Below are 24,278 nucleotides of genomic sequence, written 5' to 3' on the forward strand. Positions count from 1 at the left end.
CGGCGCCGACCAGTGCTGCCCCTGATGCCGCCTTCGGACTCGCGGCGGAGCATCCGAATCGAACACGTCGATCGACGCGCACCACGCGAGAGGAGTCGGACGATGTCACTGAACTCATACGGGTTGCTCAAGGGGCGCGCCGTGGCGAAACGGCGCGAGGAACGATCCGGGTCGAGCCCGCACTACCAGATCCATCTCGTCGACGACGCCGGCACGGACTACCGGATCGCCGTCAACGTGCTCTCGAAGCTCGCGCCGTCGGAGCTGCTGTTCATCGCCGACGAGGACTTCCGGCATCCGCTGCTCGATGCGCTTCCGAACGCCTCGGGCTGGACCCCGCTGCCGTCGACGCCGGGCGGCGTCAGCCTCGACTTCATCCGAGGCAACCTCTTCGACCGCGCCGACATGAGACTCCTGCCGCCGAGCGCCGACGGCCCCGACAACGATCTGGCCGACGTGTTCGACCACTACGTCGACCGTGCGATCGCCACGCCGAGCGTGCAGGTGTACGCGTTCGGTGAGCGGTGGGGGCCCGAGCAGGGCAAGCCCGACAAGATCTTCGGGTTCTCGCCGGGCAACGGCGTGCACGACATCCACATGAACCAGGGGAACTCCGGAACGTTCACCGGTGACGACGGCGTCTTCCAGGACGGCGGCATCCTGTTTCACTTCGTCGACGACGGCCGTTGGGTCGCCGTGTTCCTCGCGTTCCAGAGCCAGGCCTGGCACACGGATGACGCGACGGGTCACACGCTCGTCGGCGGGACGCAGGGCGCCCCGGCGGGATCGGGCTCGACCGGGTCCGGTGCGCCGTCACCCGCCACGTCGCCCGCCACGTCACCCGTCGGCGAAGGCGATCACCGTGTGCGCATCGTCGGCGCGCTCGTGAACCCGGTCGGCCCGGCGCCCGAGGCGGAGACGGTCACGCTGATCAACACGACGCCCGCGTCGATCGAGCTCGCGGGCTGGCAGCTCGCCGATCAGCAGAAGCATCGCGGACCGGTTCCGGGCGGCACGCTGGCGCCCGGGGCGACCATCTCGTTCGGAATGCCGACCGGCGTGCAGCTCGGCAACCGCGGCGGCATCCTCACCCTGCTCGACGAGCACGGCCTGAAGGTCGACGGTGTCGCGTACACCGCCGACGAAGCGAGGAACGAGGGCTGGACGGTCGTCTTCTGAGGCGCGCTCAGTCGGCGACGGGCTCGGGCGTGCTCGACTCGGTGGGCGACTCGATCTTGATGACCTCGTCGGCGTGATCGGAGGCGAGGGCGGCATCCGTCGCCTTGAGCTGCTCGGGGGTGAGCCGCAGGCGCTCGGCCTTCGAGGGTCGGATCGCGGGCACGTCGCCGACGATCGGCACGGGCGTGCGGTATCGCCGGAACGCGTAGCGCGCCCAGAGCCCGCTCATGGTGCTGAGCCGGTTGCGGGAGCCGAGCAGGCTGTTGATGTGCACGAACAGCCAGGCGGCCCAGGCCGGGTAGCCGGTGAGCCCGATGAGCTTGCGGAACCCGGGCACGTGGCGCAGGAACGACATCGAGTGCAGCACGGGCAGGTTGGCCATACCCGGGATCTCGCCGACCGCCGACCGGCGTCCGATGATGGCGAGCTGGCCCTTGTCGTAGTACTCGAAGCGCTCGGTGGGCTGCCCGGCGAGGATCCGGATGATCTGCTTGCCGATGTGGTGCCCGCCCTGGATCGCGGGCTGCGCGAGCTGGGGCAGGTCCTGCGGTGCGATCGCGATGTCGCCGGCGGCGAAGACGCCGGGGAGCCCGACGACCTGGAGGTCCTCGCCGACCCTGATGCGGTCGTGCTCGTCGAGGGGGAGGCTCCAGTACTGCACCTCTTCATGCGGTGCGACGCCCGTGGCCCAGATGGTCATGTCGGAGGGGATCGACCGGCCGTCGGTGAGCACGACGGCCCGCTCCTGCACCTCGGCGACGCCCGCGCCGAGGCAGAGCTCCACGTCGCGGTGCACGAGCTGGTTGGCCGCGTAGGTGCGCAGCTTCGGGATGAACGGCTTCAGCAGCTCCTGCCCGCGCTGCACGATCGTGATGCGGAACGCCTCGCCCTCGAGCTCGGGGTACGCCGGGCGGAGCCCCTGGTCGCGGAGCTCGGCGAGGGCGCCGGCCATCTCGACCCCGGTCGCGCCGCCGCCGACGACCACCACGTGCAGGCCGTCGGTGCGCCCCTCCTGCTGGGTCGCCAGCTCGAGGCGCGTGAAGAGGGTGTCGCGGATGCGGATCGCCTGCGACCGCGAGTACACGGCGAAGGCGTGCTCCTTCGCGCCGGGCGTGCCGAAGTAGGCGGTGGTCACGCCGTTCGCGAGCACGAGGTAGTCGTAGTCGATCGTCTTGCCGTCGAGCAGGCGCACCGACTTGGCGTCGGGGTCGATCTCCATGAGGTGCTCGTGCACGATGTCGAGGTTCGGCTGGTGGATGCGGAGGCTCCGCAGGAAGTGGGTGACGTCGCCCGGGTTCAGGCCGCCCGTCGCCACCTGGTAGAGCAGCGGCTGGAACGTGTTGTACACCCGGCGGTCGATGAGCGTCACGCGCACGGGAGCCTTCGCGAGGGCCTTCGCGGCATTCACGCCGGCGAACCCGCCGCCGACGATCACGACGTGGGGGAGCGGTGCGTCAGGGGGCGTGGATGCATGCGTCACAGGATCAACGGTACAGACCCCGTCGCCGCCCCGGGTTCTCAGGGGGTTCGGCGACCCCGCCGCGCAGCGGAGCGCCGGACCCGGTCAGCGACGCGGCAGGGCGAGGATGCGTTCGAACGCTGCATCCGCCCCTGGGTCGACGCGTTGCAGGTCGGGCGTCGCATCGAGGAACGACATGATCTCGCGCGCCCCCCGGTCGAACGTGATCGTGGTGGCGAACTCGGGCACGAGCGCCTTCACCTTGGCGTTGTCGAAGACCATGGAGTGCGCCTTGTCGCCCAGCAGCCCAGGGCCCCACTCGGGGTTCACCGCCGCGATGGTCTCGGACGCCACGTGCACGAGCTCCGGGTCGCGCACGCCCGCGGCCTCGGCGAGCCATCCGTAGATCTGGTTCCACGTCGGCGCATGGTCGCCCGTGATGTGGAATGCGTCTCCCACCGCCAGGGGGCTGCCGAGCAGCCCGACGAAGGCGACGGCGAAGTCGCGGTGGTGCGTGATCGTCCAGAGGCTCGTGCCGTCGCCGTGCACGACCACGGGCTTGCCCGCCCGCATGCGCGCGATGTCGGTGTACCCGCCGAGCGTCGGCAGCAGGGTGCGGTCGTACGTGTGCGACGGGCGCACGATCGTCGCCGGGAACCCGCGTCGGCGCACCGCCTCGACGAGCAGGTCTTCGCAGGCGATCTTGTCGCGGGAGTACTGCCACTCGGGATTCACGAGCGGGGTCGACTCGGTGACCGGAAGCCGGCTCGGCGGGGTCTGGTACGCCGAGGCGCTGCTGATGAAGACGTACTGGCCGACGCGCCCTTCGAAGAGCTCGAGGTCGGTGCGGATGTGCTCGGGCGTGAACGCGAGGAACTCGCACACCACGTCGAATTCGAGCGGCGAGGCGGTGTCGAACCCGAGCGCGGCGCGTACCGACTCGGGGTCGCGGATGTCGGCGGCCAGCACCCGCACCCCATCGGGCAGGGGTCGGTACCGCGACGACGTGCCGCGGTTCAGCACCGTGACCTCGTGGCCCACAGCAACGGCTCGGGCCACGCACGCCGAACTGATGACGCCGCTGCCGCCGATGAAGAGGATGCGCTTGCCGGTCACGGGGCGCCTAGATCGACTCGTCGTCCTTCTCGGACTGCACCGGATCACTGTCGGGGGCGTCGAAGCGGTACTCCACGACCTTGCCGTCTTCGGCCTCGCGCTCGTCGCCCGCGGTGTACCAGAAGATCGACTCCAACCCGCGGACGGCGGCGATCGACGCGATGCGCTCCTCGACCTCGCCGTCGATGAGGGCTCGTCGCTCGGTCGTGCCGGCCAACGGTCCGTCGACGTACTCGACGAGATACTCGGCCTCGGTGCTGTTGCTGTCCGTCATGCCTCCAACGTACGCCTAGACTGCTGCGGCGACACCCCCATCGCACCGCACCGTCGCGGGCGGCCAGAGGTGATCCACCGATCGGAAGGCGGCACATGGGGTTCGGCGATTTCCTCTTCGGCCTCGCAGCGCGGCGGCCCGGCGAGTACCGGCGACTGCGTGGCATCCGTCGTCGTATCTACACGCGGGTCGCGCCGTTGCGTGCCGAGGTCGTGCGCTCCCCGGAGCCGATCGCGTTCGCCGATCTCGACCGCACCGCGTTCGAGCCGATGCGACCGGGGTCGTCGTGGGGCGGCGTGTTCGACTGCGCCTGGCTGCGGATCACGGGCGAGGTTCCCGCCGCCGTGCGTGCGGGGGCCGCCGACCCGGTGGTGCTGCTCGGCATCCGCGGCGAGGGGCTCGTGCTCTCGCCCGAGGGCGACCTGCTCGATTCGGTGAGCACGGTCTTCCAGCAGGGCGACCACCCGCACAGCGGTGGCAGATACCGGCCCGTGCAGGGCGTCGACCTCTCGAGCGGGCGCGTCGAGTTCTACGCCGACGTCGCCTACAACGGATTCATCCTCTACGAGGCCGGCCGCGGCCGCTATCACGGTGCGCATCTCGCGACCCGCGACGAGCTCGCCTACTCCTTCTACTACGACTACCTGACGCTGCTCGTGCTCGAGGACGCGACCGATGACGCTGCGCTCGCCGCCGAGCTGCGCGACGCGCTCGATGCGGGCTGGGCGTCGTTCCGTCGCGGCGACCTCGCTGGCGCGCGGGCCGCACTCGCCCCCGCGCTCGCTGCGCCCTCGACGAGCGACTTCACCTACGACGCCGTCGGGCACGGGCACCTCGACATGGCCTGGCTCTGGCCGCTCCGCGAGACGCACCGCAAGTCGTCGCGAACCTACGTTCGGGCCATGAACGCCGTCGAGCGTCGACCCGACTACGTGTACGGCACGAGCCAGCCGCAGCAGATGCACTGGATCCAGCAGGAGCATCCGGCTCTCTTCGACCGCATGAAGCGGGCCGTCGCCGACGGGCGCATGGAACTGCAGGGCTCGTTCTGGGTCGAACCCGACACGAACCTGCCCTCCGGCGAGTCGCTCGTGCGCCAGGCGCTCGTCGGCCGGGCGTTCCTGCAGGAGCAGTTCGGGCTCACCGACGAGCAGCTGCGGCTGTGCTGGCTGCCCGACACCTTCGGGTACAACGGCAACCTGCCCCAGATCCTCCGCAAGAGCGGCATGGACTGGTTCCAGACGATCAAGCTCGCGTGGAACAAGACGAACGACTTCCCGCACCGCACCTTCCACTGGCAGGGCATCGACGGCTCGACCGTGCTCGTGCACATGCCGCCGGAGGGCGACTACAACAGTCGCGCCGGCGCCGACAACCTGCTGACCGGGCTCGCGCGCTACCCCGAGCGGGCGCTCGAGACCGCCCTGCTCGTCTACGGATCGGGCGACGGCGGCGGCGGGCCGAACGAGATCCACCACGAGCTCGTCGACCGAGAGCACGGCTCCGACGGGCAGGGCCTGCGGGGGCTGCCGAAGCTGCGCAGGTCGACCGCGGGCGACTTCTTCCGCCGGCTCGAGCAGCTCGAGATCGACCACACCCACGTCGGCGAGCTCTACCTCGAGACGCATCAGGGCACCTACACGACGCAGGCGCAGATCAAGCGGCACAACCGACTCGTCGAGCGCAAGCTGCACGAGGTCGAGGCGCTCGCCGTGCTGGTGGGCGACGACTCCCGCCCCGTGCTCGCCGACCACTGGCGCGAGGTGCTGCTGAACCAGTTCCACGACATCATCCCGGGTTCGTCGATCGAACGCGTCAACCGCGAGGCGATCGCCACCTACGAGCGCATCGAGGCGTCGCTCGACGCGTACGCGGCCGACCTGACCGAGCGGATGCCGCGGGCCGCCGGAGCATCCACGGCCCTGAACCTGACGAGCCACGCGCGCGACGAGGTCGTGAAGGTGGGCGACGCGTGGTTCCGGGCGGAGGTCGGACCGTACGCCGCCGCCGAGCTGCGGCCGGCCGACGCGGCATCCGACCTCGCGTTCAGCGACGACTCGCTCGGCAACGGCGTCGTCACGCTTCGCTTCGACGCCGACGGCGTGATCGTCTCGTGCGTCGACCGTGCGGGGGCGGAGCACGCCGGCGCAGGGCTCAACCGCCTGGTCGTGCACCGCGACCCGTACGTGTGGCCGTTCAACGCGTGGGACATCAACCCCGACTACGTGAAGCGGCCGACGCGCGTGCTGCGCATGGCCCTCGTCGGCACGCGCGTCGACGGGCCGACGGTCACGCGCACGCAGGAGTACCGGTCGAAGGCGGTCACCGTGCGCCAGCGCATCGTGCTCGAGGCCGGCAGCGACGTCGTGCGCTTCGAGACCGAGGTCGACTGGCACGAGAAGCACCGCATGCTGCGCGCCGAGTTCCGGCCGACGCACTACGCCGACACCGTGCGCTGCGAGATCCAGTTCGGGCACCTCGAGCGCGTCACCACCGAGCGCGACTCGGTCGAGCGGGCGCAGTTCGAGGTCTGCGCGCACAAGTGGATCGCCACCGAAGACGCGACCGGCGGGTTCGCGCTGCTGAACGACTCGAAGTACGGCCACCGGGCGAAGAACGGGCTGCTCAGCCTCAACCTGCTGCGCGCGCCGACGTTCCCCGACAAGACGGCCGACCGCGGCCGCCACCGGTTCACCTACGCGTTCACGCCGTTCGCCACCGGCGACCTCGCCAAGGTCGTGCGTGAGGCGTACCGCCTCAACAACCCGCTGCACGTGACGGATGCCGCGGCCTTCGGCCCCGCGGCATCCGTCGACGATCCGGGCGTGATCATCGAGACCGTCAAGCGTGCCGAGCACGGCGACGGCGTGGTGCTGCGCCTCTACGAGAGCCTCGGGCGTGCGACGACGACCGCGCTGCACGTGGCGATTCCGGGGCTCGTGCATGATGCGCAGGCGGATGCCGCGGCATCCGTCACCGCGATCGAGACCGACCTGCTCGAGCGACCCGCCGGCACCGCCGAGCACGTCGACCTCGATCGGCTCGAGTTCACCCCGTTCGAGATCAAGACCATCCGATTGGAGGCTCGACGGTGAGCCAGGCCACGCACACGACGATCGCGCCCCGCATCCAGGCGAGGGCCATGGTCACCGCGGGCTTCGGGCAGAACTTCGTACTCACGACGGTGTCGACGTTCATCCTCGTGTACCTGCTGCAGTACGCGGGCGTCAGCACCGGGGGGCTCGCCGCCGTCACGGTCATCATCACCGTCTCGAAGTTCGTCGACGCCGTGCTCGACCCGCTCATGGGCAGCATCGTCGACATGACCCGGTCGCGGTGGGGCAAGCTGCGGCCGTACATCCTGTTCTCGGCGGCGCCGGTCGCGGTGCTCTCGGGGCTGCTGTTCTCGGTGCCCGACGTCGAGGAGCCCGCGAAGATCGCGTTCTTCGGGGTCACGTACATCCTCTGGAGCCTCGCGTACACCGTGTGCGACGTGCCGTTCTGGGGCCTCATCGGCTCGGCGTTCGTCGAGCCCGACCGGCGCAACCGCGTCATCGGCAGCGTGCGCGCGTTCGGCTCGATCGCGCTCGGCCTCTCGACGCTCGGCATGCCGTGGCTCGCGAAGCTGCTGAGCTTCGGCCCCGAGACCACGGGCAGCGGGTGGACGCTCGCCGTCTTCGTCACGTCGTTCCTCGGCATGGGCGTGTTCCTGCTCGCGTTCTTCTTCACCCGCGAACGTGAGACCGCCGCGGCATCCGACGGGCTCAGCGTTCGTCAGCTCTTCTCGACGCTCTTCAAGAACAAGGCGCTGCTCACCGTGCTGCTCGCCTCGGTGCTCGGCTTCGGCCGCTTCATCGTGCAGGCCGGCGGCGCGCTCTTCGTCGTGATCGCCTACGGCGACGAGGGCGCGTTCACGCTCGTCGGCGCGGCCATCATCGTGGGCATGGTCGTCTCGTCCTTCACGAGTCCGCTGCTGCTTCGGCGGATGTCGCCGCGACGCGTCATGGTGTGGAGCTCGTTCGTCGCGGCGGCCCTCTACCTGCTCATGTTCGTGGTCGGGTTCGCGAACCTCGCCGTGCTGCTCGTCTTCATCTTCCTGACCGGGCTCATGCTCGGCGTGTTCCTCGTGACGCAGGCGAGCATGATCGCCGACTCGGTCGACGACGCCGAGCGCCGCCTCGGCGTGCGCAACGACGGCATCTCGTTCGCGTCGCTCACGTTCGTGTCGAAGATCATGAACGCCCTCGCGGTGCTCGTATTCGGCGTGTTCGTCGTGATCGCCGGCTACGAGCGCGGCGTCGACGTGACGCCCGCGATGCAGCAGACGGTGTTCCTGGCGCTCACGATCGTGCCTGCGGTGAGCTGCGTGCTGTCGGCGCTGCCGTTCCTGGTGGGTCGGCGCGGGCCTGCGTCGGCCGCTCGATCGGAGTCGCCCGCCGCCTGACGGTGGAGCGTGACCGCCGCGACGCGCCGCGTAGCCCGCGCGAGAGGTCACGAAGTGACGCGATTCGGGCCGGATAGCGGCAGAACGCGACCGTTCGACGCGCTGCTCGCGGCGCGCCGCTCCCAACGCGCTGCGCCGCGTGAGCCTGGTCGGTCGTCAGTCAGGTCTGCCGGTCGCCCAATTCAGGCCGCGGCGAAGTCGTGCCGGGGCGCCTTGCGCAGCCTGAACCACATGCGCGCCTTGAGCTTCGAGCGCTCGGTGAGGATCGTGAACGGGATCGGATCGCGCCCCGCATCGCGCACGGCCTGCACGAGGTAGTCGCGCAGCAGCCAGGTGTCGACCGGATCCGTGGGGCCGTCGAGGTGCATCGCGTGGTGCACCCGCGTCGGTGTGAAGCCGAGGTCGGCGGCGACCTGGTCGAGCGAGAGTCCGGTGAGTTCGAAGTTGCCGACCAGTTCGGTGCTGGTCCGGCGCATCTCCGCTTCATTGAGCGACATCATGTGCCCCTTCGTGAGTTGCATGCGCACTGGTGATCTGCAAGTGTTGCAGAATCAACAGTATACTTGGAGTGTTGAAGTGTCAACAGATCCTGATCGACTCGTCGCCGAATGGCTGCGCTGGAAGCGCGCCAACGAACTCGTGCGGGCCGCCATCGTCGACGACGTGGTGAGCACCTCCGACGTGCCCGAAGCCGAGCTGACGGTGCTCGTGCAACTGCACCAGGCCGACGGCGTCATGCGCCAGAACGCGCTCGCGGCCGCCGCCGGATGGGACCGCACGCGGCTCTCCCACCTGCTGACCCGCATGGAGGGGCGCGGCTACGTGAGCCGCACGAAGCTCCGCAACGGCGTCGAGGTCACGCTGCATCCCGCGGGCGCGACGGCCCTCGACTCGGCGAGGCCGCAGCTCGAGCGGGCCGTGCAGACCCACCTCTTCGGGCGTCTCGACCCGAAGCAGCGCGAGGCGTTCGGCGAGATCCTCGACGCGCTGCTCGAATGAACGCGAACCGCAAGCCGCGCCGGCCGGATGTCTCGACGCTCGAGCTCGTCGGGGGCGCCGAGCGACTCGTCGTCGGGCTCCGCGAACCCGACGAGCAGTGGGCCGACACCTTCCTCGAGCACCGGCGGCGCATCCTCGACGCGCTCGCCCCCGTGCCGGTCGGGATCGAGCACATCGGGTCGACGTCCGTGCCCGGCCTGGCGGCGAAGCCCATCGTCGACATCCTGGTCACGGTCGACGACATCACCGCCGAGGAGGACTACCTCGACGCGCTGCTGGCGGCCGGATACGAGCTGCGCGTCCGCGAGCCGGGGCACCGGCTCGTGCGCACCCCGGCGCGCGACGTGCACGTGCACCTCTTCGAACGGGACGATCCCGCGGTGCCGGAGTACCTCCTCTTCCGCGACCACCTCCGCTCCGACGCCGTCGACCGCGCACTCTACGAGCGCACCAAGCGGTCCTTGATCAGCAGGCAGTGGGACGACATGAACGACTACGCCGACGCGAAGACCGACGTCATCGTCGCGATCAAGGCACGGGCGCGGGCCGCGCGCGAGGCGAGGCGAGCAGACAGCGCGCAGTAGCGCCGTGCCGCGAGCACTTTCGCGTGGATCGGAATTTCTGCACCGGCGCTGCGTTGGCCTTCTGCATGGGTTGGAATGAAGACGTCATCGAGAAGTTCCGCGACAGCAAGGGCACCGAGAACTACTGGGGCCCGAAGCTCGTCATCCTGCACTCGATCGGAGCGAAGTCCGGCGCGACGCACCTGAATCCCGTCGTGGGGTTCCGCAATGAGCAGGGCTGGCGCGTCGTGGCGTCGAAGGGCGGCTCGCCCGAGAACCCCGCCTGGTACCACAACCTCCGCGCGAACCCGACGTTCGAGCTCGAGGCCCTCGTCGACGGCGAGGTCGTGAAGGTCCCCGTGACGGCGACCGAGATCCCCGGCGACGAGTGGCGCGAGGCGTACGACGCGATCGTCGCCGAGGAGCCGCAGTTCGGCGGCTACCTCGAGAAGACCGATCGCCGGATCCCGGTGCTGCAGCTCACGCCGACCGCAGGCTGAGCCGTTCCGGGCCTCGGCTGAAGCCCCATCGTGTGGCGCGCAGTCGTTGTTGGTTGACTTGAGTCGTGTTGACTGACGACGGTCCCTCCGACGCCGAAGTAGCCGTGCGGGCGGCTCAGGCCGGAGCGGCGGTGGCCCGCGCCCGCTTCGGTGGTGAAACGCGTCGCTTCGCGCACGCCGGTGTCGACTTCACGACGGATGCCGACCTCGAAGCCGAACGCGCGATCCGGTCGGTGCTCGCGGCGCACCGGCCGCTCGACGCGATCCTCGGCGAGGAGTTCGGCGCGAGCGGGGCGTCGGCGCGGCGTTGGCTCGTGGATCCCGTCTGCGGCACGCTCAACTTCGCGGCGGGCGTGCCCCTGTTCGCAGTGAACGTCGCGTTGGAGATCGACGGTGTGGTTGCGGCGGCCGCCGTCGCGGACCCGATCGCGCGGCGGGTGACCTGGACCGACGGCGAGCGGGCCTGGCAGCGACCGGACCCGGGCGTCGATGGCGCAGATCCCGACACCCACATCGAACCCTCTCCGTCATCGACCCTCGTCACCGTCAACCTCGAGAGTGACTACCCCGCTGCGATCGGTACCCGGCTGCTGATCGACGAGGAGTTCCGTTCGCGTTTCAGTCCCCGGTGCTTCTCGACGACGCTTGCGCTGTCGTGGGTGGCCGATGGTCGGCAGGCGGCATACGTCACCGGCGGCGACCTCCGAGGCAGCGTGCACTGGGCTGCCGGCATCGCGCTCTGCCGAGCCGCCGGTGCCGTCGTCACCAACCTGGCAGGTGGTGCATTGCACACCGGCGAGCACGGCCTCCTGGCGGCGGCGGATGCAGAGACCCACGCCCAGTTGCTGGCGGCGCTGGAATCCGCAACTCGTCACGGACGATAGCCCGGCGGGGGCCACGCATTCGACGGGAGGTCGACCGGCTCGACGATTCGCCAGCTGACGATCCGGCCCATCACGCCGACTCGGAGAAGCGTGAACTCACCGTGTTTCTGGGCGCTCCGCTTCGATGAGCCGAACCACGGGATCAGCGTGCCGCTGAAGAACCGCCAGTCGTTGTCGTGGTGCACCTTGTCGGTGGCCTTCAGTATCGCCTCCGTGTCGGTTCGGTCGATCAGCTCCCAACCCTCGGAGACCATGCGCTTGATGGTCTGAGTGAGATGGGAGTCCCAGACGAGAGGCATGACGGCAGGGTAGACCTGATCCGATCACCTCGGCGGCACTACTCTCGTCGAAAGGCGACGACACGACGATGGGTCGACCTCGGCGAATGGAGACGCTCGATGACGACCGGTACCGAGTACGTTCCCGCAACCAAGGACATCTCGTGGAGCCGACTCGCCGCCGTGGTCGCGTTCGTCCTCGGCATTTTCGGAACGGTCGACCTGCTCTTCACGAGCGCGATCACGATCGGCTTCCAGCCGATGCCCGGCGCGGTCGACTCCGAGCGCGCGATCGCCTACTTCTGGGCGGCGAGGTGGGTGGCGACGCTCGGCGCCCTCTTCATCCTGAGTCTGACCGTCGTCCGACTGCGGTCCGGCTCGGCCGTGCTGCTCGAGTTCGTGCTCGGCTCGCTCCTCCTGCTCCTCGCAGCGTGCACCTGGGTGGCGCGGGTCACCGGGATGTAGCGGTTCGGTTTCGGATGCCGCAGGCCGCGCGGGGCAGACGGCCGCCCGCGGCATCCGCAAGCCTGAGGACTACCCCGCGAGCGACTCCGCGTCGATCACGAAGCGGTAGCGCACGTCGCTCGAGAGCACGCGCTCATAGGCGTCGTTGATCTGGTCGGCCGAGATGAGCTCGATCTCGGGGGCGATGCCGTGCTCGGCGCAGAAGTCGAGCATCTCCTGGGTCTCGCCGATGCTGCCGATGCTCGATCCGGCGAACGAGCGGCGATTGCCGAACAGCGTGAACACGTGCACGGGCAGCGGCTCGGGCGGAGCGCCGACGCTCACGAAGGTGCCGTCGAGCGCGAGCAGCGAGAGGTACTTGCGCATGTCGATGGGGGCGCTGACCGTGTTGATGATGAGGTCGAAGCGGTTGGCGAGCTCGCCCCAGGTCGCGTCGTCGCTGGTCGCGTAGTAGTCGGATGCCCCGAAGCGCAGGCCGTCTTCGCGCTTGGACAGCGTCTGCGAGAGCACGGTCACCTCGGCGCCCATGGCCGCGGCGATCTTGACGGCCATGTGGCCGAGCCCGCCGAGGCCGACGACGGCGACGCGCTTTCCGGGGCCCGCGTTCCAGTGCGCGAGGGGCGAGTACGTCGTGATGCCCGCGCAGAGCAGCGGGGCCGCCGCGTCGTAGGGGATCGCCTCGGGCACGCGCAGCACGAAGTCCTCGTCGACGACGATGTGGGTCGAGTAGCCGCCCTGCGTGATCGAGCCGTCACGGTCGCGCGCGGCGTAGGTCTGGGTGTTGCCCTTCAGGCAGTAGTTCTCCATGCCGGCCTTGCAGTTCTCGCACTCGCGGCACGAGTTGACCATGCAGCCGACACCCACGCGGTCGCCGACGGCGTGCTTCGTGACATCCGCCCCGACCTCGACGACCTCGCCGACGATCTCGTGTCCGACGACCTGCGGGTACGCGATCCGACCCCAGTCGCCGCGAACGGTGTGGATGTCGGAGTGGCAGACGCCGGCGTAGCGGATGGCGATGAGCACGTCGCTCGGGCCGACGTCGCGACGTTCGATCGTCGTGGGCACGAGCGGCTCGGTGGCGGACGGGGCGGCGTAGGCGTGGACGGTGCGCACGGCGGACTCCTTCGGGGTCGAGCGGTGGGGTCGGGCGCGGGATGGGCGCGGGTGTCCAGCCTATGACGGCAGCACGGGTGATCGAAACGATTCGAGTGAAGTCGGGGCGCGCTCGTCTGGATGGGCCGGCGGTCAGACGGCGGTAGGCGCGACCGGGTTCGTGTCAGCGCGGCATCCGCTCCCAGCGCTCGCGGGGCATGAACGCGAGCTGCCCCTGCTTGTTCGGCAGGTCGATGACCGGGCCGGCGACGAAGCCCATGAGCGTCATGCGGTTCACGGCGCCGTCGTTGTGCACGTCGGGTTCGACGATGAGGCGCGCGGCTCCGGGGGAGAGGAAGAGGAAGTCGCCGATCACGCGGGCGATGCGGGTCGTAAAGGCGTCGACGGGCGCGCCGCGGTCGCCGATGAAGAAGTGCAGGCCCACGTCGCCCGGCTCGACCGCGTAGCACTCGCCGACGGGGTCGTGCTCGGGCTCGTAGGTCTGCAGCAGCACGACGGGGGTTCCGTCGCGGAAGACGAGGAATGCGTGGTGCGTGTCGAGCTCGTCGACGTACGCGTAGAGGTCGCGCAGCTCCTGCCGCGAGAGCTCGCCGAGCCCCCAGAACCTCGCGCGCGGCTGCGTCACCCACGTGTGGATCACGTCGAGGTGCGCATCGGGATCGAGCACGAAGACCTCGATCGTGCCGAGCGCGGGGTCGTGCGCGGTGTGCACGAGCCGGCCGGCGGGGCCGGTCGTGAGGCGGTCAGTGCTGAGGGCTGTGGCGCTTTCGGTCATGCGTGGCTCGATTCTTCGGAGAGCGGATGTCACGGGCAGGCGGATGTCACGGGCGGGCGGAGGTGTCGGGCCGCCGACTCGTGGCGGGTCGGCGGCGACCCAGCCGGCGAGCTGGTCGGCGAAGTGGGCGGAGGCCGGGTCGCCGGAGGCGCCGAACGGCACGCTCCAGCGGCTGTTGTCGCGATCGGCGAGGTCCCACGCCCAGCGGGCGACGGATCCGCGCCAGCTGCGACGGGTGACGCCCGGCGTGGATCCCGTGCAGCGCACGGACTCGCCGTCGCCGCTCAGCGGGACGTCGAGGTCGCGGCCGGGATCGGCGACCCCGGGCACGTCGAGGAAGACGTGGAGGGGCAGCAGCCGGTGCTCGTCGCCCCACGACTCGGGTTCGCGGGCGGCGGCAGCGGCCAGGGCGTCGCGCACGAGCGCGTCGCGGCGGTCGGCCAGCGCCGGTGCGTGCAGGAGCCCCGGAAGTGCGGTGGCGATGCGGCCGCGCGCGCCCATCCACGGGTCGAAGATCGCGCCGAACGGATGCGGGTCGTGCAGGCGCTCGAACTCGGGCAGTGCTGCGACGCGCTCGACCAGCGCCTCGCGGAAGGCCGCCAAGCGCGCGGCAGCGGGGGAGTCGGCGGCCATCACGCCGTCCCAGGCGAGGAGTTCGTCGCGCGCTCGCCGCGGCTCGAGCTCGAGCCCGTCGAGCTCTGCGTCGGCCGGCAGCAGCGCGAGCCACTCGTCGAGCCCGCCGAGCCGGGCGTCGCCCCAGATCGGCATGAACTCGTCGACGCTCGCAGGGCGCCGCGTCTCGAGCAGGTGGCGGATGCGGCGTGCGCGATGCGGCGGGGCGTAGGCGTGGCCGAGATCCACGTCGGCGCGCGTCGGGCGCTCGTTCGCGTTCACGGCGACGGTCTCGACGGCGACCGCTCGCGGCATCCGACGATCCTCGACCGGGCGCGTGGACCGACCGTCGAGGGGCAGGCGTCGCTCGGCGTGCGTGCGATCGGGCGCGCGGCCCACGGTCGCCGAGAGCACCGTGCCGTGGCGATCCGCGGTGAGTAGGCGATTGACCGGGTCGACCCATCGGCCGAACGCCGCGACGACGTCGGCCGCCGAGCGGGCGCGCAGCAGCGGCAGCAGTGCGGCGAACCCGAGGTCGCGGCCGGTGCGCGCGGGCATCCGAACGCTCCAGGCCTCGAAGTCGGCGGACTCCCCGAATGCGCCGCTCGGCAACGGTGAGAGGTCGGTGACGACCGTGCCGCGCTCGGTCTCGATGGCCTCGACCCCGACCGGGTTACCGCCGCGCACCTCGATGCGCGAGTGCTCGACGGAGGTCGCGCGCCAGCCGTCGGGGCCGAGGGCCTCGACGCGTGGGAGCTCGCCGTGCCCGCCGCTGACCCGTCGCAGCCGCTCGCGGAAGACGTCGACGCTGTGCGCCATCGCGTTCGTGATGCCCCACGCGGCGTGGCCCGTGTGTCCGAAGTGGGCGATGCCCGGAACGCCGGGGAACGCGAGCCCGATGACGTCGAACTCGTCGCACGCCAGGCCGACCTGCTGGTAGACGCCCGGCAGCTCGAACAGCCGATGCGGGTCGCCGGCGAGCACGGGCGACCCCGACGAGGTCAGCGACCCGTGCACCGCCCACGCGTTGCTCCCCGACGCCGGCTCGGCGTCGTCGCCGCTCGTCAACACGTCGACCCAATCGTCGCCGACCGTGCGCGCGACGTGCTCGGCCCAGAGCACGCTCGGGAACGACGAGAACAGCGCGTGCGCGACGTGCAGCACCCCGAGCGGTGCGTGCTCGGGCCAGTCGTCGAGCGGGGCGCGGTCACCGAAGTGCGTGTCGAGTGCGGCGAACTCGACGGCACGCGCGCCGGTGCCCGCGGCGCCCTCGCGCATGCCCCGCCGCACCCCGTCGACGTACGCCCGAACGAACGCCCGGTCCTCGTCGCCGAGCGCGGCGAACGCCCGACGGGCCGTGTCGTCGAGCCGGGCGCGGCGCGCGAAGACGTCCCAGTCGAGCCCGGCTGGGCCGATGAGCGCCGCGAGGGTGCCCTCGGCGCGGCGCCGGTCGACCTCGATCTGCCATCCACGGTCGTGCGCCGTCGCCTCGCCCTGCGCGGCGGCGAGTTCGAACACGTCGTCGCCGCGCACGAACGGGATGCCGAGGGCGTCGCGGCTGATCACGGCCGCCGGCTCACACTGCGGCGTCGGAGGTGACGGATGCCGCGGCATCCGCCCCGAACCGACGCGACCTCGCGATCGGATTCACCATCCGACCAGCGTAGATGAGCGACTCCGACTGGTTCGCGATGTCGACCATCTGCAGGGTGTTGCGCAGCTGGAGGCGGTTCAGGCACGAGTGCGCGAAGGTCTCGGCGCGCAGGTCGATGCCCGACTCGAGGTGCGGGTGCGAGACCTCGTGCTCGTCGACGCACTCGGCCACGAGCGCCCAGAACGTCTGCTCGTCGAGCGTGCCGTCGCGGTGCAGGATGCCGGCGAGGTGCCGCAGCACGCCGTCGAACACGTCGGTGAAGATCGCCAGCGCCTTCTCGGTGTCGTCGACCTCGGCGATGATGCGCTGCACGTCTTCGGGCACGGGCGGCATGGCGGGCGTGCGGCCCGCGGCGTCGGCCCGCGGAGCCGACAGCAGCGCGACCTCCTCGCCGATGTCCTTCATGAAGACGCCGACGGGCACCGCGTCCTCGAGGATGAGGATCAGGTTCTCGCCGTGCGGCATGAACGCGAGGTCGTACGCGCGCAGGCAGTGCACGAGCGGCCGCAGGTAGGCGCGCAGGTACGCCCGCACCCACTCGACGGCGGGCAGGGCGGATGCCGCGACGAGCGCGCTCGCGACCGAGGCCCCCGAGGCATCCCGATGCAGCAGCGCCGCCATGGTGCTGAGCCGCTGGTTCGGCGCGAGCAGCGGCACGGGCGACTCGCGCCAGAGCGCGGCGAGCATCTTGCGGTGCGGCGAGACCGTGCGGGTGCGGTGGTAGGCGTCGCCCGTGTAGCCGATCGACGCGTGCTCGCGCAGCACGCGGAACCCGGCCTCGCCGAGCGTCTCATCGGCGCCCACGAGCTCGGCCACCCAGTCGTTGATCGCGGGCGTGACCCGCATGTACGCGGGGGAGAGGCCGCGCAGGAACCCCATGTTCTGGATCGACAGGGCCGTCTTGACGTAGTCGCGGCTCCAGTCGTCGGCGTTGAACATCGTGCGCAGCGACTGCTGGGCGAGGTAGCGGTCGAACCCCTCGCCGAGGAACACGAGGTTCTGCTTCGCGAGGTCGGGCGCGAAGGTGATCGAGACGCGGTGCTCCCACTGCCACGGGTGCACGGGCAGCAGCAGGTAGTCGGCCGGGTCGAGTCCGGCGTCGACGAGGCGCGCCTCGAAGACGTCGAGCTGCGGGCGGCCGAGCTGCTCGCGCAGGAACGACTGCGCCTCGAGGCCCTCGCCGAGGGCGAAATGCGTGAACTCGCGACGGGCGGCGAGCCAGACGAGCTTGAACGGCTCGCCGGCCTCGGGCGCGAAGGCCGAGTACTCTGTGACGCCGAAGCCGATGCGGCCGTTGTTCGCGACGAAGCCGGGGTGGCCCTCGGTCATCGCCGACTCGATCGTCTGGAAGTCGGCGCGCGCGAGCTCGGCCGCGGTCGGCCCGCCCTGCGTCAGCTTGAACGCCGAGCTGGCGAGCGTCGACGCGATCTCCTCGAGATAGGTCGCGAGCAGCGCGTCGGGGATGCCGAGCAGCGGCTGCAGCTCGATCACGAACGCCTGCGCGTCGAGCGGGGTCGGCGTGCCGTCGACGCGGCGCTCGAGGGTCGGCTCGTCGAGCACCCAGTGCTCGAGCTCGAACCGGTCGGCGTCGAAGCGGTACTCCACGCGGCCGCCGTCGAGGGCGAGTCGGTAGGAGCGGGCGGATGTCGCGGGGCCGACGTCGTCCGCGGGGCCGGCCGACTCGGCCGGCTCGGGCGCGAGCAGGCGCTCGTGCGTGAACTCGGCGATCGCCTTGGCCACGAGGTGGCGCTGCGCGGTCGCCATCGCGGCCGGGGTGAGGTGCGCGGCGGGATTCGCCGGGCGGGTGGTGTCGTTCTGGTGGGTCATGCGCGTCATCCGAGTCGGTCGTGGTCGGGAAGGGAGCCGAGGGCGGATGCCGCGAAGTCGGCGCGCATGCACACCGAGAGGTTCGCGCGCTTCACGTGCGCGCCCTCGGGCACGTCGACCTCGCCGAGCACGCGGAATCCGGCCCTGGCGTTCTTCACGGCGATGGCCGCATTGCGCACGTCGGGCTCGACGACCACGCGCTCGGCGCCGAGCTCGTCGAAGCACCAGCGCATGACGGCCGCGAACACGGCATCCGTCAGTCCGTGGCGGGCGTGGCCCTCGGCGGGCGCGATGAGCACGTGCATGCCGAGGTCGCCCGGAAGCGCGTCGTGGATGCCGACGAGCAGCACGCTCGCCGGATCGTATGTCTCGGCGAGGAACGCCTGGCTGCCGTCGACGGACCCGACCCACGAGTCCTGGTGCGGGTGCGTCGCGACCTCGCCGAGGTAGTCGGCCACCTCGTCGACGCCGAGCTCCTGCATGCCCCAGAACGCGGACTTCGGATGCGCGAGCCAGCGCTGCACGGTCGCGGCGTCGCCGGACGCATCCGTCGGCCTGATCGTGATCTCGAACTCGGTGACGACGGTCATCGCACGACCTCCGCCGGTCGAGCAGGCGCACCGGCGCCCACCCCTGACGCGGCATCCGTCGGCACCCCGAACTGCTGGAACGCGATGCTGCGCTCGAGCGGGTAGATCTCGTGGCCGCAGATGTTCGCGATGATCTGCGCGTTGCGCCAGGCCCCGAAGCCGAGGTCTGGGGCCGTGAGGCCGTGCGTGTGCTCCTCGCCGTTCTGCACGAACACGCGGCCGCGGCCGCCGTCGATGCTGTAGTCGCGCGCGACGTCGAGCCGGCCGAGCGCGTCCCAGTCGAGTCGGTCGCGCACGGGGTCGAGGAACGCCGGAACCCGTGCCGAGTAGCCGGTCGCGAGCACCAGGGCGTCGGTCTCGCGCTCGTGCTCGACCCCGAGCTGGGCATGCCGCAGGCGCAGGCGGAACCGGGTGCCGTCCCACGCGGCCTCGACCAGCTCGGTGTCGGTGAGCAGCGTCGTGGGCACGGGGCCCGAGGCGCTGAGCTCGTAGAGCGTGTCGTAGATCTCGTCGATGAGGTCGCCCGAGATGCCCTTGTACAGCGAGCGCTGCTCGCGCCCGAGCTGCTGGCGCATGGCGAGCGGCAGGCCGTGGAAGTGGTCGGTGTACTCGGGGCTCGTCATCTCGAGCGTGAGCTTCGTGTACTCCATCGGGAAGAAGCGCGGCGATCGGGTGATCCAGTCGAGGTGATAGCCGGATGCCGCGGGCGCACCGAACCCGTCGGGGTCGCCGGTGCGACCGGCAGCCGGGGCTGCGCCCGTGCCGCGCGCCTCGCCGAGCAGGTCGCGGTAGATCTCGGCCGCGGACTGCCCGCTGCCGACGACCGTGATCGAGCCGCCCGCCTGCAGGCGTTCGCGGTTCGGCAGGTACTCGGAGCTGTGCACGACCAGGCCGGGCAGGTCGCGGAGTGCGGCCGGAACGCTCGGCGCAGTGCCGACGCCGAGCACCACGTGCCGTGCGGCGTACGTCTCGACCTCGCGCGTCTCGAGGTCGAGCGCGCGCACCGTGTAGACCTCGGTCGCCTCGTCGTGCTCGACCGACACGACGTCGCGACGCCACCGCAGCGACGGCAGCTGCTCGCTCGCCCACCGGCAGTACGCGTCGTACTCGGCGCGCAACGGGTAGAAGCTCTCGCGGATGTAGAAGGGATAGAGCCGCCCGCTCTGCTTGAGCCAGTTCACGAACGAGAACGGCGAGGTCGGGTCGGCCATGGTCACGAGGTCGGCCATGAACGGCACCTGGATCGTCGCGCCGTCGAGCATCATGCCGTGGTGCCACGCGAACCCGTCGGCCCGGTCGAGGAACACGGCGTCGAGCGCGAGCGGCTCGACGAGGCACGCGAGGCCGAGGTTGAACGGGCCGATGCCGATGCCGACGAGGTCGTGCACGCGCGGGGTCTCGTCCGCGCTCATGCCACGACCTCCACGTCGCGCAGGTCGACGAGGGTCGCCGCGGCATCCTTCACCAGGTCGAGCACGTGACGGATGTCGGCGACGGATGCCTCGGGGTTCAGCAGCGTGAGCTTCAGGCACGGCCGCCCGTCGATGACGGTCTTCGCGACGAGTGCTCGGCCCGACTCGAAGAGCACGCGGCGCACCTGGGCGACGAGGGCGTCCTGCGTGGCCTCGTCGGCGCCCTCGGGGCGAACGCGGAACAGCACGGTGCTGAGCTGCGAGCGGCCGACGAGCTCGAGTTCGGGGTCGGCAGCGATCCCGTCGCCGACGACGCGCGCCAGCTCGATCACCTCGTCGAACATCTCGCCGATGCGGTCGGCGCCGAGCGCGCGCAGCGTCATCCAGAGCTTCAGCGCGTCGAAGCGCCGGGTCGTCTGCAGCGACTTGTCGACCTGGTTGGGCTCGTCGTTCTCGAGGGGGTTCAGGTAGTCGGCGTGCCACGCTGCGGCGGCGAGGTCGCCGGGCTCGCGCACGACGATCGTGCTCGACGAGACCGGCTGGAAGAAGCTCTTGTGGAAGTCGACGGTGACCGAGCGGGCGCGCTCGATACCCGAGATGAGCCCGCGGTGCTGCTTCGAGACGAGCAGTCCGCAGCCGTACGCCGCGTCGACGTGCAGCCAGACCTCGTGCGCGTCGCAGTGCTCGGCGATCGCCGCGACCGGGTCGATGACGCCGCGGTCGGTCGTGCCTGCGGTCGCGACGACGGCCATCGGGATGCGGCCGGCCGCCCGGATCGCCGCGAGGGACGCGGCCAGCGCCGCGGCATCCATCCGCCCCTCGCCGTCGTCGGGAACGCTCACCACGGCGTCGTCGCCGAGGCCGAGCAGGAGCGCAGACTTCTCGACGCTGAAGTGGCTCGACGCGGTCGCGAGGATGTTCAGGCGCGGCAGCAGCTCGGCGCGCGAGCGCTCGTGGCGGCCGAGCGTCCACTCGCGGGCGAGTAGCAGCGCGTGCAGGTTCGACTGCGTGCCGCCCGAGGTGAAGACGCCGTCGCCGTGCTCGAAGCCGATGCGCTGCGCTGTCCAGGTGACCAGGCGCCGCTCCATGAGCGTGCCGACTGCGGACTGGTCGTAGGTGTCGACCGAGGGGTTGACTGCGGCGAGGATCGCCTCGGCGGCGACCGCCGGCAGGGCGACCGGGCAGTTCAGGTGCGCGGTGTACGCCGGGTCGTGGAACCAGATCGCGTGCTCGAGGAACAGCTCGTCGACCTCGCGCAGTGCCTCGGCCGTGCCGACGCCCGCCGATTCGAGGTCGACCGCGTCGACGAGGTGCTGCAGTTCGGCCCGGCTCGCGCCCGAGAACGGTTGGGTGACGGAGGCCACGCGGTCGGCCACGAGGCCCGTCGCACGGCCCAGCAGATCGGTGTACTCGGTCACGGTCGAACTCATCAGCAGATCACGCATGTGCGTCGGCTCCCCCTGTCGGTCACGGTCGGCCGGATGGCCGGGGTTAGCATAGCCTTACCTAATATCGACGGCGCAACATGACGAAGTGTTCCGTCCCCCGGTTGCGGGGTATCTGGGTGCGAAATCCCTGATCAGACGGATGCCGCGGCGCGCCACGCCCGGGAATCGAGCGGTCACGATCTGCCGCCTTCCGAACCCGTGAAGCGGCAGATCGTGACCGGTCGCGGACGGCGGGCGGCGCGTCATGCGCGGCAACATCCGAAGGGCTGCTCACGGGCGTTGACTAGGCTCCCGACGTGACCGAGACCCCCATCGCAGAACCAGCCGACGGCGGCATCATCCTCGACTGGTTCATCCCGCTCACGGGCGACTCGCGAACCGACCTCAGCCAGGGCTCGGCGATGACCTACGCGGGCCAGTCGGCGGCGCCCGCGAGGCGCGAGCCCGACATCGCGTACCTGTCGCAGATCGCCCGCTCGGTCGAGCAGCTCGGCTACCACGCGGTGCTCATTCCGACCGGCGGACGCAGCGAGGAGAGCTGGGTCGCGGCGAGCTCGCTCGCGCAGCACACGCGCGACCTCGACTACCTCGTCGCGTTCCGTCCCGGACTCATGTCGCCGACGCTCCAGGCGCAGGTCGCGGCCACCTTCCAGCGCTACAGCGGCGACCGCCTGCGCGTGAACGTCGTGGTCGGCGGCGACGACGCCGAGCAGCGCAAATACGGCGACCGCATCGACAAGGACGCCCGTTACGCGCGCGCCGCCGAGTACCTCGGCATCATCCGGCAGCTCTGGAACGGCGAACGCGTCGACCTCGACGGCGAGTTCCACACCATCGAGGGCGCGCAGATCCCGAAGCTCGACGTGCAGCCCGAGATCTACCTGGGCGGTTCATCGGATGCCGCGATCGACGTCGCGGCCGAGCACTGCGACGTCTACCTGACCTGGGGCGAGCCCCCGGCGCAGGCCGGCGAGAAGATCGCCCGCGTACGCGAGGCCGCCGCGGCCCGCGGACGGACGCTCCGCTACGGCATCCGCCTGCACGTCATCGCGCGCCCCACGAGCGAGGAGGCCTGGCGTCTCGCCGACGAACTCGTCGCCGGGCTCGATCCCGAGGTCGTCGCGAAGGCCCGCGAGTCGTTCCTCTCCTCCGCCTCGGTCGGCCAGCGCCGACAGGCCGAGCTCGTCGGAGGCGGCCTGCGTCGCGAGGACCTCGAGGTGCACCCCGGGCTCTGGGCCGGCATCGGCCTCGTGCGCGGCGGTGCGGGCACGGCGCTCGTCGGCAGCTTCGACGAGGTCGCCGCGCTCATCCGCGAGTACCGCGCCGTCGGCTTCACGGAGTTCGTGCTCTCGGGCTACCCGCACCTCGAGGAGGCGTACTGGTTCGCCGAGGGCGTCGCCCCGCTGCTCGACCTCGCGCCGCGTCGCGCCTGACGGCTACGTCTCTCGACGTTCGCTAGCGTCGGCTCGTGAACAACGCCATCGCCGAAGCATCCGACACCGCCCCGTGGCCGGGTGCGTCGCTCCCGCAGGCCATGGGGCGCTTCATGGCCGGGACGTTTCGGCTCAGAGGTCGCGCGAGCCGGAGCGAGTACTGGTGGTGGATGCTGGTGAACGTCGTCTTCCTCGGCACGACACAGCTGCTCATCCCGACGTTGATCACGGGTCGGATGCCGGAGACGAACCTGGTGGTCGGGCCGTTCGGCTCCTGGCTGTTCGCGAACGTCCACCTGTTCAGCGTGTCGCAGGGAGTGGCTCCCAGCTCACCGGCGGTGACGGTCTTCCTGCTCTTCGCGCTGCTCTGGCTCATCGTCACCGTGATCCCCGGATTCACGATCGCGGTCCGGCGCCTGCACGATTCGAACCTCTCCGGCTGGTGGGCGCTGCTCGCCCTCATCCCGCCCGGAGGGTTCGTGCTCCTGCTCCTCGCTGCCAGGAGTTCACGACCTGAGGGTGCTCGTTTCGACTTGTGACCCCACCGGATGCCGCGGGCCGAACCCTCGGCCCGCGGCATCCGTCGTTCACGCCCCCGTGAGGCGCAGCGTCAGAGCGTCGCGAGGATGTCGCGCATCTCGTCGATCTCGGCGGCCTGGGTCTCGACGATGGATCGGGCCATCTCGACGGCGCCCGCGTGCTCGCCGTCGGCGACCTCGGCTTCGGCCATGTCGATCGCGCCCTCGTGGTGCACGATCATCTGCTCGAGGAACAGGCGTGACGCGTCGTCGCCGGTCGCGGCTTCGAGCGACGCGAGGTCGTCGGCGGTCATCATGCCGTCGCCGTGGCCCATATCGGCCATGCCGTCGGAGTCGCCGGCGCCTGCGCCCCATTCGTCGAGCCAGGCCTCGAGCTGATCGATCTCGGGCTGCTGGGCGTCCTTGATCTGCTCCGCGAGCGCGATGACCCGGTCGCCGACCCCGTCGATGGCGAGCACGGTGTCGCTCATCTCGACGGCCTGCTCGTGGTGGGGGATCATCATCTGCGCGAACATGACGTCGGCGTCGTCGAAGGCGGCGGCCGCATCGAACGACTCGGTCGAGTCGTTCCCGTGGTCCATGCCCTCCATGGAGGTGCCGGAGTCGCCGGCGGTGCAGCCGGCGAGGGCCAGGGTCGTCGCTGCGGCGGCCGCGAGCACGACGAGCGTACGTGTGGTGTTCATGGGTGATTCCTTCTCATCTGGTTACAGC

At 70.7% G+C, this 24,278-nt stretch carries 22 protein-coding genes; 10 read left to right on the forward strand and 12 right to left on the reverse strand.

Annotated elements, in window-relative coordinates; genetic code table 11:
• The first annotated feature begins 102 nt into the window (after positions 1-102).
• A complete protein-coding gene (locus BM342_RS01205) occupies positions 103-1,179 on the forward strand; it encodes a DUF2278 family protein (RefSeq protein ID WP_092963715.1) in 1,077 nt (358 codons plus the stop codon).
• 7 nt (positions 1,180-1,186) lie between these two features.
• On the opposite strand, the gene BM342_RS01210 is transcribed toward BM342_RS01205, so the two are convergent.
• The 3 genes from BM342_RS01210 to BM342_RS01220 form a co-directional block, all read right to left on the reverse strand.
• Positions 1,187-2,659 carry an NAD(P)/FAD-dependent oxidoreductase gene (locus BM342_RS01210; protein WP_092963716.1) on the reverse strand — a complete coding sequence of 491 codons (1,473 nt, stop codon included), beginning with the start codon at positions 2,657-2,659 and terminating at the stop codon, positions 1,187-1,189.
• An 84-nt stretch (positions 2,660-2,743) separates the two neighbouring features.
• Positions 2,744-3,754 carry an SDR family oxidoreductase gene (locus BM342_RS01215; RefSeq protein ID WP_092963717.1) on the reverse strand — a complete coding sequence of 337 codons (1,011 nt, stop codon included), beginning with the start codon at positions 3,752-3,754 and terminating at the stop codon, positions 2,744-2,746.
• 7 nt (positions 3,755-3,761) lie between these two features.
• Positions 3,762-4,028 (reverse strand): hypothetical protein, encoded by a 267-nt coding sequence (locus BM342_RS01220; RefSeq protein ID WP_092963718.1) that lies wholly within the window; start codon positions 4,026-4,028, stop codon positions 3,762-3,764.
• Between the two features lie 95 nt (positions 4,029-4,123).
• Here BM342_RS01220 and BM342_RS01225 point away from each other — a divergent pair, with 95 nt between their 5' ends.
• Together BM342_RS01225 and BM342_RS01230 are read left to right on the forward strand one after the other, a co-directional pair.
• Complete coding sequence (locus tag BM342_RS01225) at positions 4,124-7,123, forward strand: alpha-mannosidase (RefSeq protein WP_092963719.1); 3,000 nt, start codon at positions 4,124-4,126, stop codon at positions 7,121-7,123.
• Positions 7,120-8,472 (forward strand): MFS transporter, encoded by a 1,353-nt coding sequence (locus BM342_RS01230; RefSeq protein ID WP_092963720.1) that lies wholly within the window; start codon positions 7,120-7,122, stop codon positions 8,470-8,472. The genes BM342_RS01225 and BM342_RS01230 overlap by 4 nt, the downstream gene beginning before the upstream one ends.
• 182 nt (positions 8,473-8,654) lie before the next feature.
• Here the strand turns inward: BM342_RS01230 and BM342_RS01235 are convergent, their stop codons facing one another.
• Entirely contained in the window at positions 8,655-8,993 is a 339-nt protein-coding gene (locus tag BM342_RS01235) for a DUF2316 family protein (protein WP_143109718.1), read from the reverse strand.
• Positions 8,994-9,048: 55 nt separating this feature from the next.
• Between BM342_RS01235 and BM342_RS01240 the strand changes: the two genes are divergently transcribed.
• The 4 genes from BM342_RS01240 (at position 9,049) to BM342_RS01255 (ending at position 11,418) form a co-directional block, all read left to right on the forward strand.
• On the forward strand, positions 9,049-9,471 hold the full coding sequence (locus BM342_RS01240) for a MarR family winged helix-turn-helix transcriptional regulator (protein WP_092963722.1): 423 nt from the start codon (positions 9,049-9,051) through the stop codon (positions 9,469-9,471).
• Entirely contained in the window at positions 9,468-10,055 is a 588-nt protein-coding gene (locus BM342_RS01245) for a GrpB family protein (RefSeq protein WP_092963723.1), read from the forward strand. The genes BM342_RS01240 and BM342_RS01245 overlap by 4 nt, the downstream gene beginning before the upstream one ends.
• Positions 10,056-10,120: 65 nt before the next feature.
• A complete protein-coding gene (locus BM342_RS01250) occupies positions 10,121-10,534 on the forward strand; it encodes a nitroreductase/quinone reductase family protein (RefSeq protein ID WP_092963724.1) in 414 nt (137 codons plus the stop codon).
• A 104-nt stretch (positions 10,535-10,638) separates the two neighbouring features.
• Positions 10,639-11,418, forward strand: coding sequence for an inositol monophosphatase family protein (locus BM342_RS01255; protein ID WP_255368741.1), 780 nt, complete (start codon positions 10,639-10,641; stop codon positions 11,416-11,418).
• Here BM342_RS01255 and BM342_RS01260 read toward each other — a convergent pair.
• Entirely contained in the window at positions 11,406-11,717 is a 312-nt protein-coding gene (locus tag BM342_RS01260) for a hypothetical protein (protein ID WP_092963726.1), read from the reverse strand. The two genes, BM342_RS01255 and BM342_RS01260, sit on opposite strands and share 13 nt — an antisense overlap.
• Before the next feature lie 99 nt (positions 11,718-11,816).
• Between BM342_RS01260 and BM342_RS01265 the strand changes: the two genes are divergently transcribed.
• Positions 11,817-12,161, forward strand: coding sequence for a hypothetical protein (locus BM342_RS01265; RefSeq protein WP_092963727.1), 345 nt, complete (start codon positions 11,817-11,819; stop codon positions 12,159-12,161).
• 69 nt (positions 12,162-12,230) lie between these two features.
• Here the strand turns inward: BM342_RS01265 and BM342_RS01270 are convergent, their stop codons facing one another.
• The 6 genes from BM342_RS01270 to BM342_RS01295 form a co-directional block, all read right to left on the reverse strand.
• A complete protein-coding gene (locus tag BM342_RS01270) occupies positions 12,231-13,277 on the reverse strand; it encodes an NAD(P)-dependent alcohol dehydrogenase (RefSeq protein ID WP_092963728.1) in 1,047 nt (348 codons plus the stop codon).
• A gap of 163 nt (positions 13,278-13,440) precedes the next feature.
• The gene (locus BM342_RS01275) at positions 13,441-16,230 is read right to left on the reverse strand and encodes a GNAT family N-acetyltransferase (protein ID WP_177232007.1); all 2,790 of its coding nucleotides are present in this window, start codon (positions 16,228-16,230) and stop codon (positions 13,441-13,443) included.
• A 10-nt stretch (positions 16,231-16,240) separates the two neighbouring features.
• A complete protein-coding gene (locus BM342_RS01280; protein ID WP_143109720.1) occupies positions 16,241-18,145 on the reverse strand; it encodes an IucA/IucC family protein in 1,905 nt (634 codons plus the stop codon).
• A 5-nt stretch (positions 18,146-18,150) separates the two neighbouring features.
• A complete protein-coding gene (locus BM342_RS01285; protein ID WP_092963731.1) occupies positions 18,151-18,735 on the reverse strand; it encodes a GNAT family N-acetyltransferase in 585 nt (194 codons plus the stop codon).
• Complete coding sequence (locus BM342_RS01290) at positions 18,732-20,147, reverse strand: lysine N(6)-hydroxylase/L-ornithine N(5)-oxygenase family protein (RefSeq protein WP_092963732.1); 1,416 nt, start codon at positions 20,145-20,147, stop codon at positions 18,732-18,734. Before BM342_RS01290 ends, BM342_RS01285 begins: the two co-directional genes overlap by 4 nt.
• On the reverse strand, positions 20,144-21,565 hold the full coding sequence (locus tag BM342_RS01295) for a pyridoxal phosphate-dependent decarboxylase family protein (RefSeq protein ID WP_369823085.1): 1,422 nt from the start codon (positions 21,563-21,565) through the stop codon (positions 20,144-20,146). Before BM342_RS01295 ends, BM342_RS01290 begins: the two co-directional genes overlap by 4 nt.
• 326 nt (positions 21,566-21,891) lie before the next feature.
• Here BM342_RS01295 and BM342_RS01300 point away from each other — a divergent pair, with 326 nt between their 5' ends.
• Positions 21,892-23,028, forward strand: coding sequence for an LLM class flavin-dependent oxidoreductase (locus BM342_RS01300; RefSeq protein ID WP_255368446.1), 1,137 nt, complete (start codon positions 21,892-21,894; stop codon positions 23,026-23,028).
• A gap of 35 nt (positions 23,029-23,063) precedes the next feature.
• Complete coding sequence (locus BM342_RS01305) at positions 23,064-23,567, forward strand: DUF805 domain-containing protein (protein WP_092963734.1); 504 nt, start codon at positions 23,064-23,066, stop codon at positions 23,565-23,567.
• A 71-nt stretch (positions 23,568-23,638) separates the two neighbouring features.
• Here the strand turns inward: BM342_RS01305 and BM342_RS01310 are convergent, their stop codons facing one another.
• On the reverse strand, positions 23,639-24,250 hold the full coding sequence (locus BM342_RS01310; RefSeq protein ID WP_092963735.1) for a DUF305 domain-containing protein: 612 nt from the start codon (positions 24,248-24,250) through the stop codon (positions 23,639-23,641).
• Positions 24,251-24,278: the final 28 nt, after the last annotated feature.

Origin of the sequence: Agromyces sp. CF514, from assembly GCF_900113185.1 — a bacterium.
Classification (GTDB): Bacteria; Actinomycetota; Actinomycetes; order Actinomycetales; family Microbacteriaceae; genus Agromyces.

Coding starts and splice junctions, on each gene's coding strand:
- BM342_RS01205 (WP_092963715.1), top strand. CDS start 103: ATGTCACTGAACTCATACGGGTTGCTCAAGGGGCGCGCCGTGGCGAAA.
- BM342_RS01220 (WP_092963718.1), bottom strand. CDS start 4,028: ATGACGGACAGCAACAGCACCGAGGCCGAGTATCTCGTCGAGTACGTC.
- BM342_RS01225 (WP_092963719.1), top strand. CDS start 4,124: ATGGGGTTCGGCGATTTCCTCTTCGGCCTCGCAGCGCGGCGGCCCGGC.
- BM342_RS01235 (WP_143109718.1), bottom strand. CDS start 8,993: ATGCAACTCACGAAGGGGCACATGATGTCGCTCAATGAAGCGGAGATG.
- BM342_RS01245 (WP_092963723.1), top strand. CDS start 9,468: ATGAACGCGAACCGCAAGCCGCGCCGGCCGGATGTCTCGACGCTCGAG.
- BM342_RS01250 (WP_092963724.1), top strand. CDS start 10,121: ATGGGTTGGAATGAAGACGTCATCGAGAAGTTCCGCGACAGCAAGGGC.
- BM342_RS01260 (WP_092963726.1), bottom strand. CDS start 11,717: ATGCCTCTCGTCTGGGACTCCCATCTCACTCAGACCATCAAGCGCATG.
- BM342_RS01265 (WP_092963727.1), top strand. CDS start 11,817: ATGACGACCGGTACCGAGTACGTTCCCGCAACCAAGGACATCTCGTGG.
- BM342_RS01280 (WP_143109720.1), bottom strand. CDS start 18,145: ATGACCCACCAGAACGACACCACCCGCCCGGCGAATCCCGCCGCGCAC.
- BM342_RS01285 (WP_092963731.1), bottom strand. CDS start 18,735: ATGACCGTCGTCACCGAGTTCGAGATCACGATCAGGCCGACGGATGCG.
- BM342_RS01290 (WP_092963732.1), bottom strand. CDS start 20,147: ATGAGCGCGGACGAGACCCCGCGCGTGCACGACCTCGTCGGCATCGGC.
- BM342_RS01310 (WP_092963735.1), bottom strand. CDS start 24,250: ATGAACACCACACGTACGCTCGTCGTGCTCGCGGCCGCCGCAGCGACG.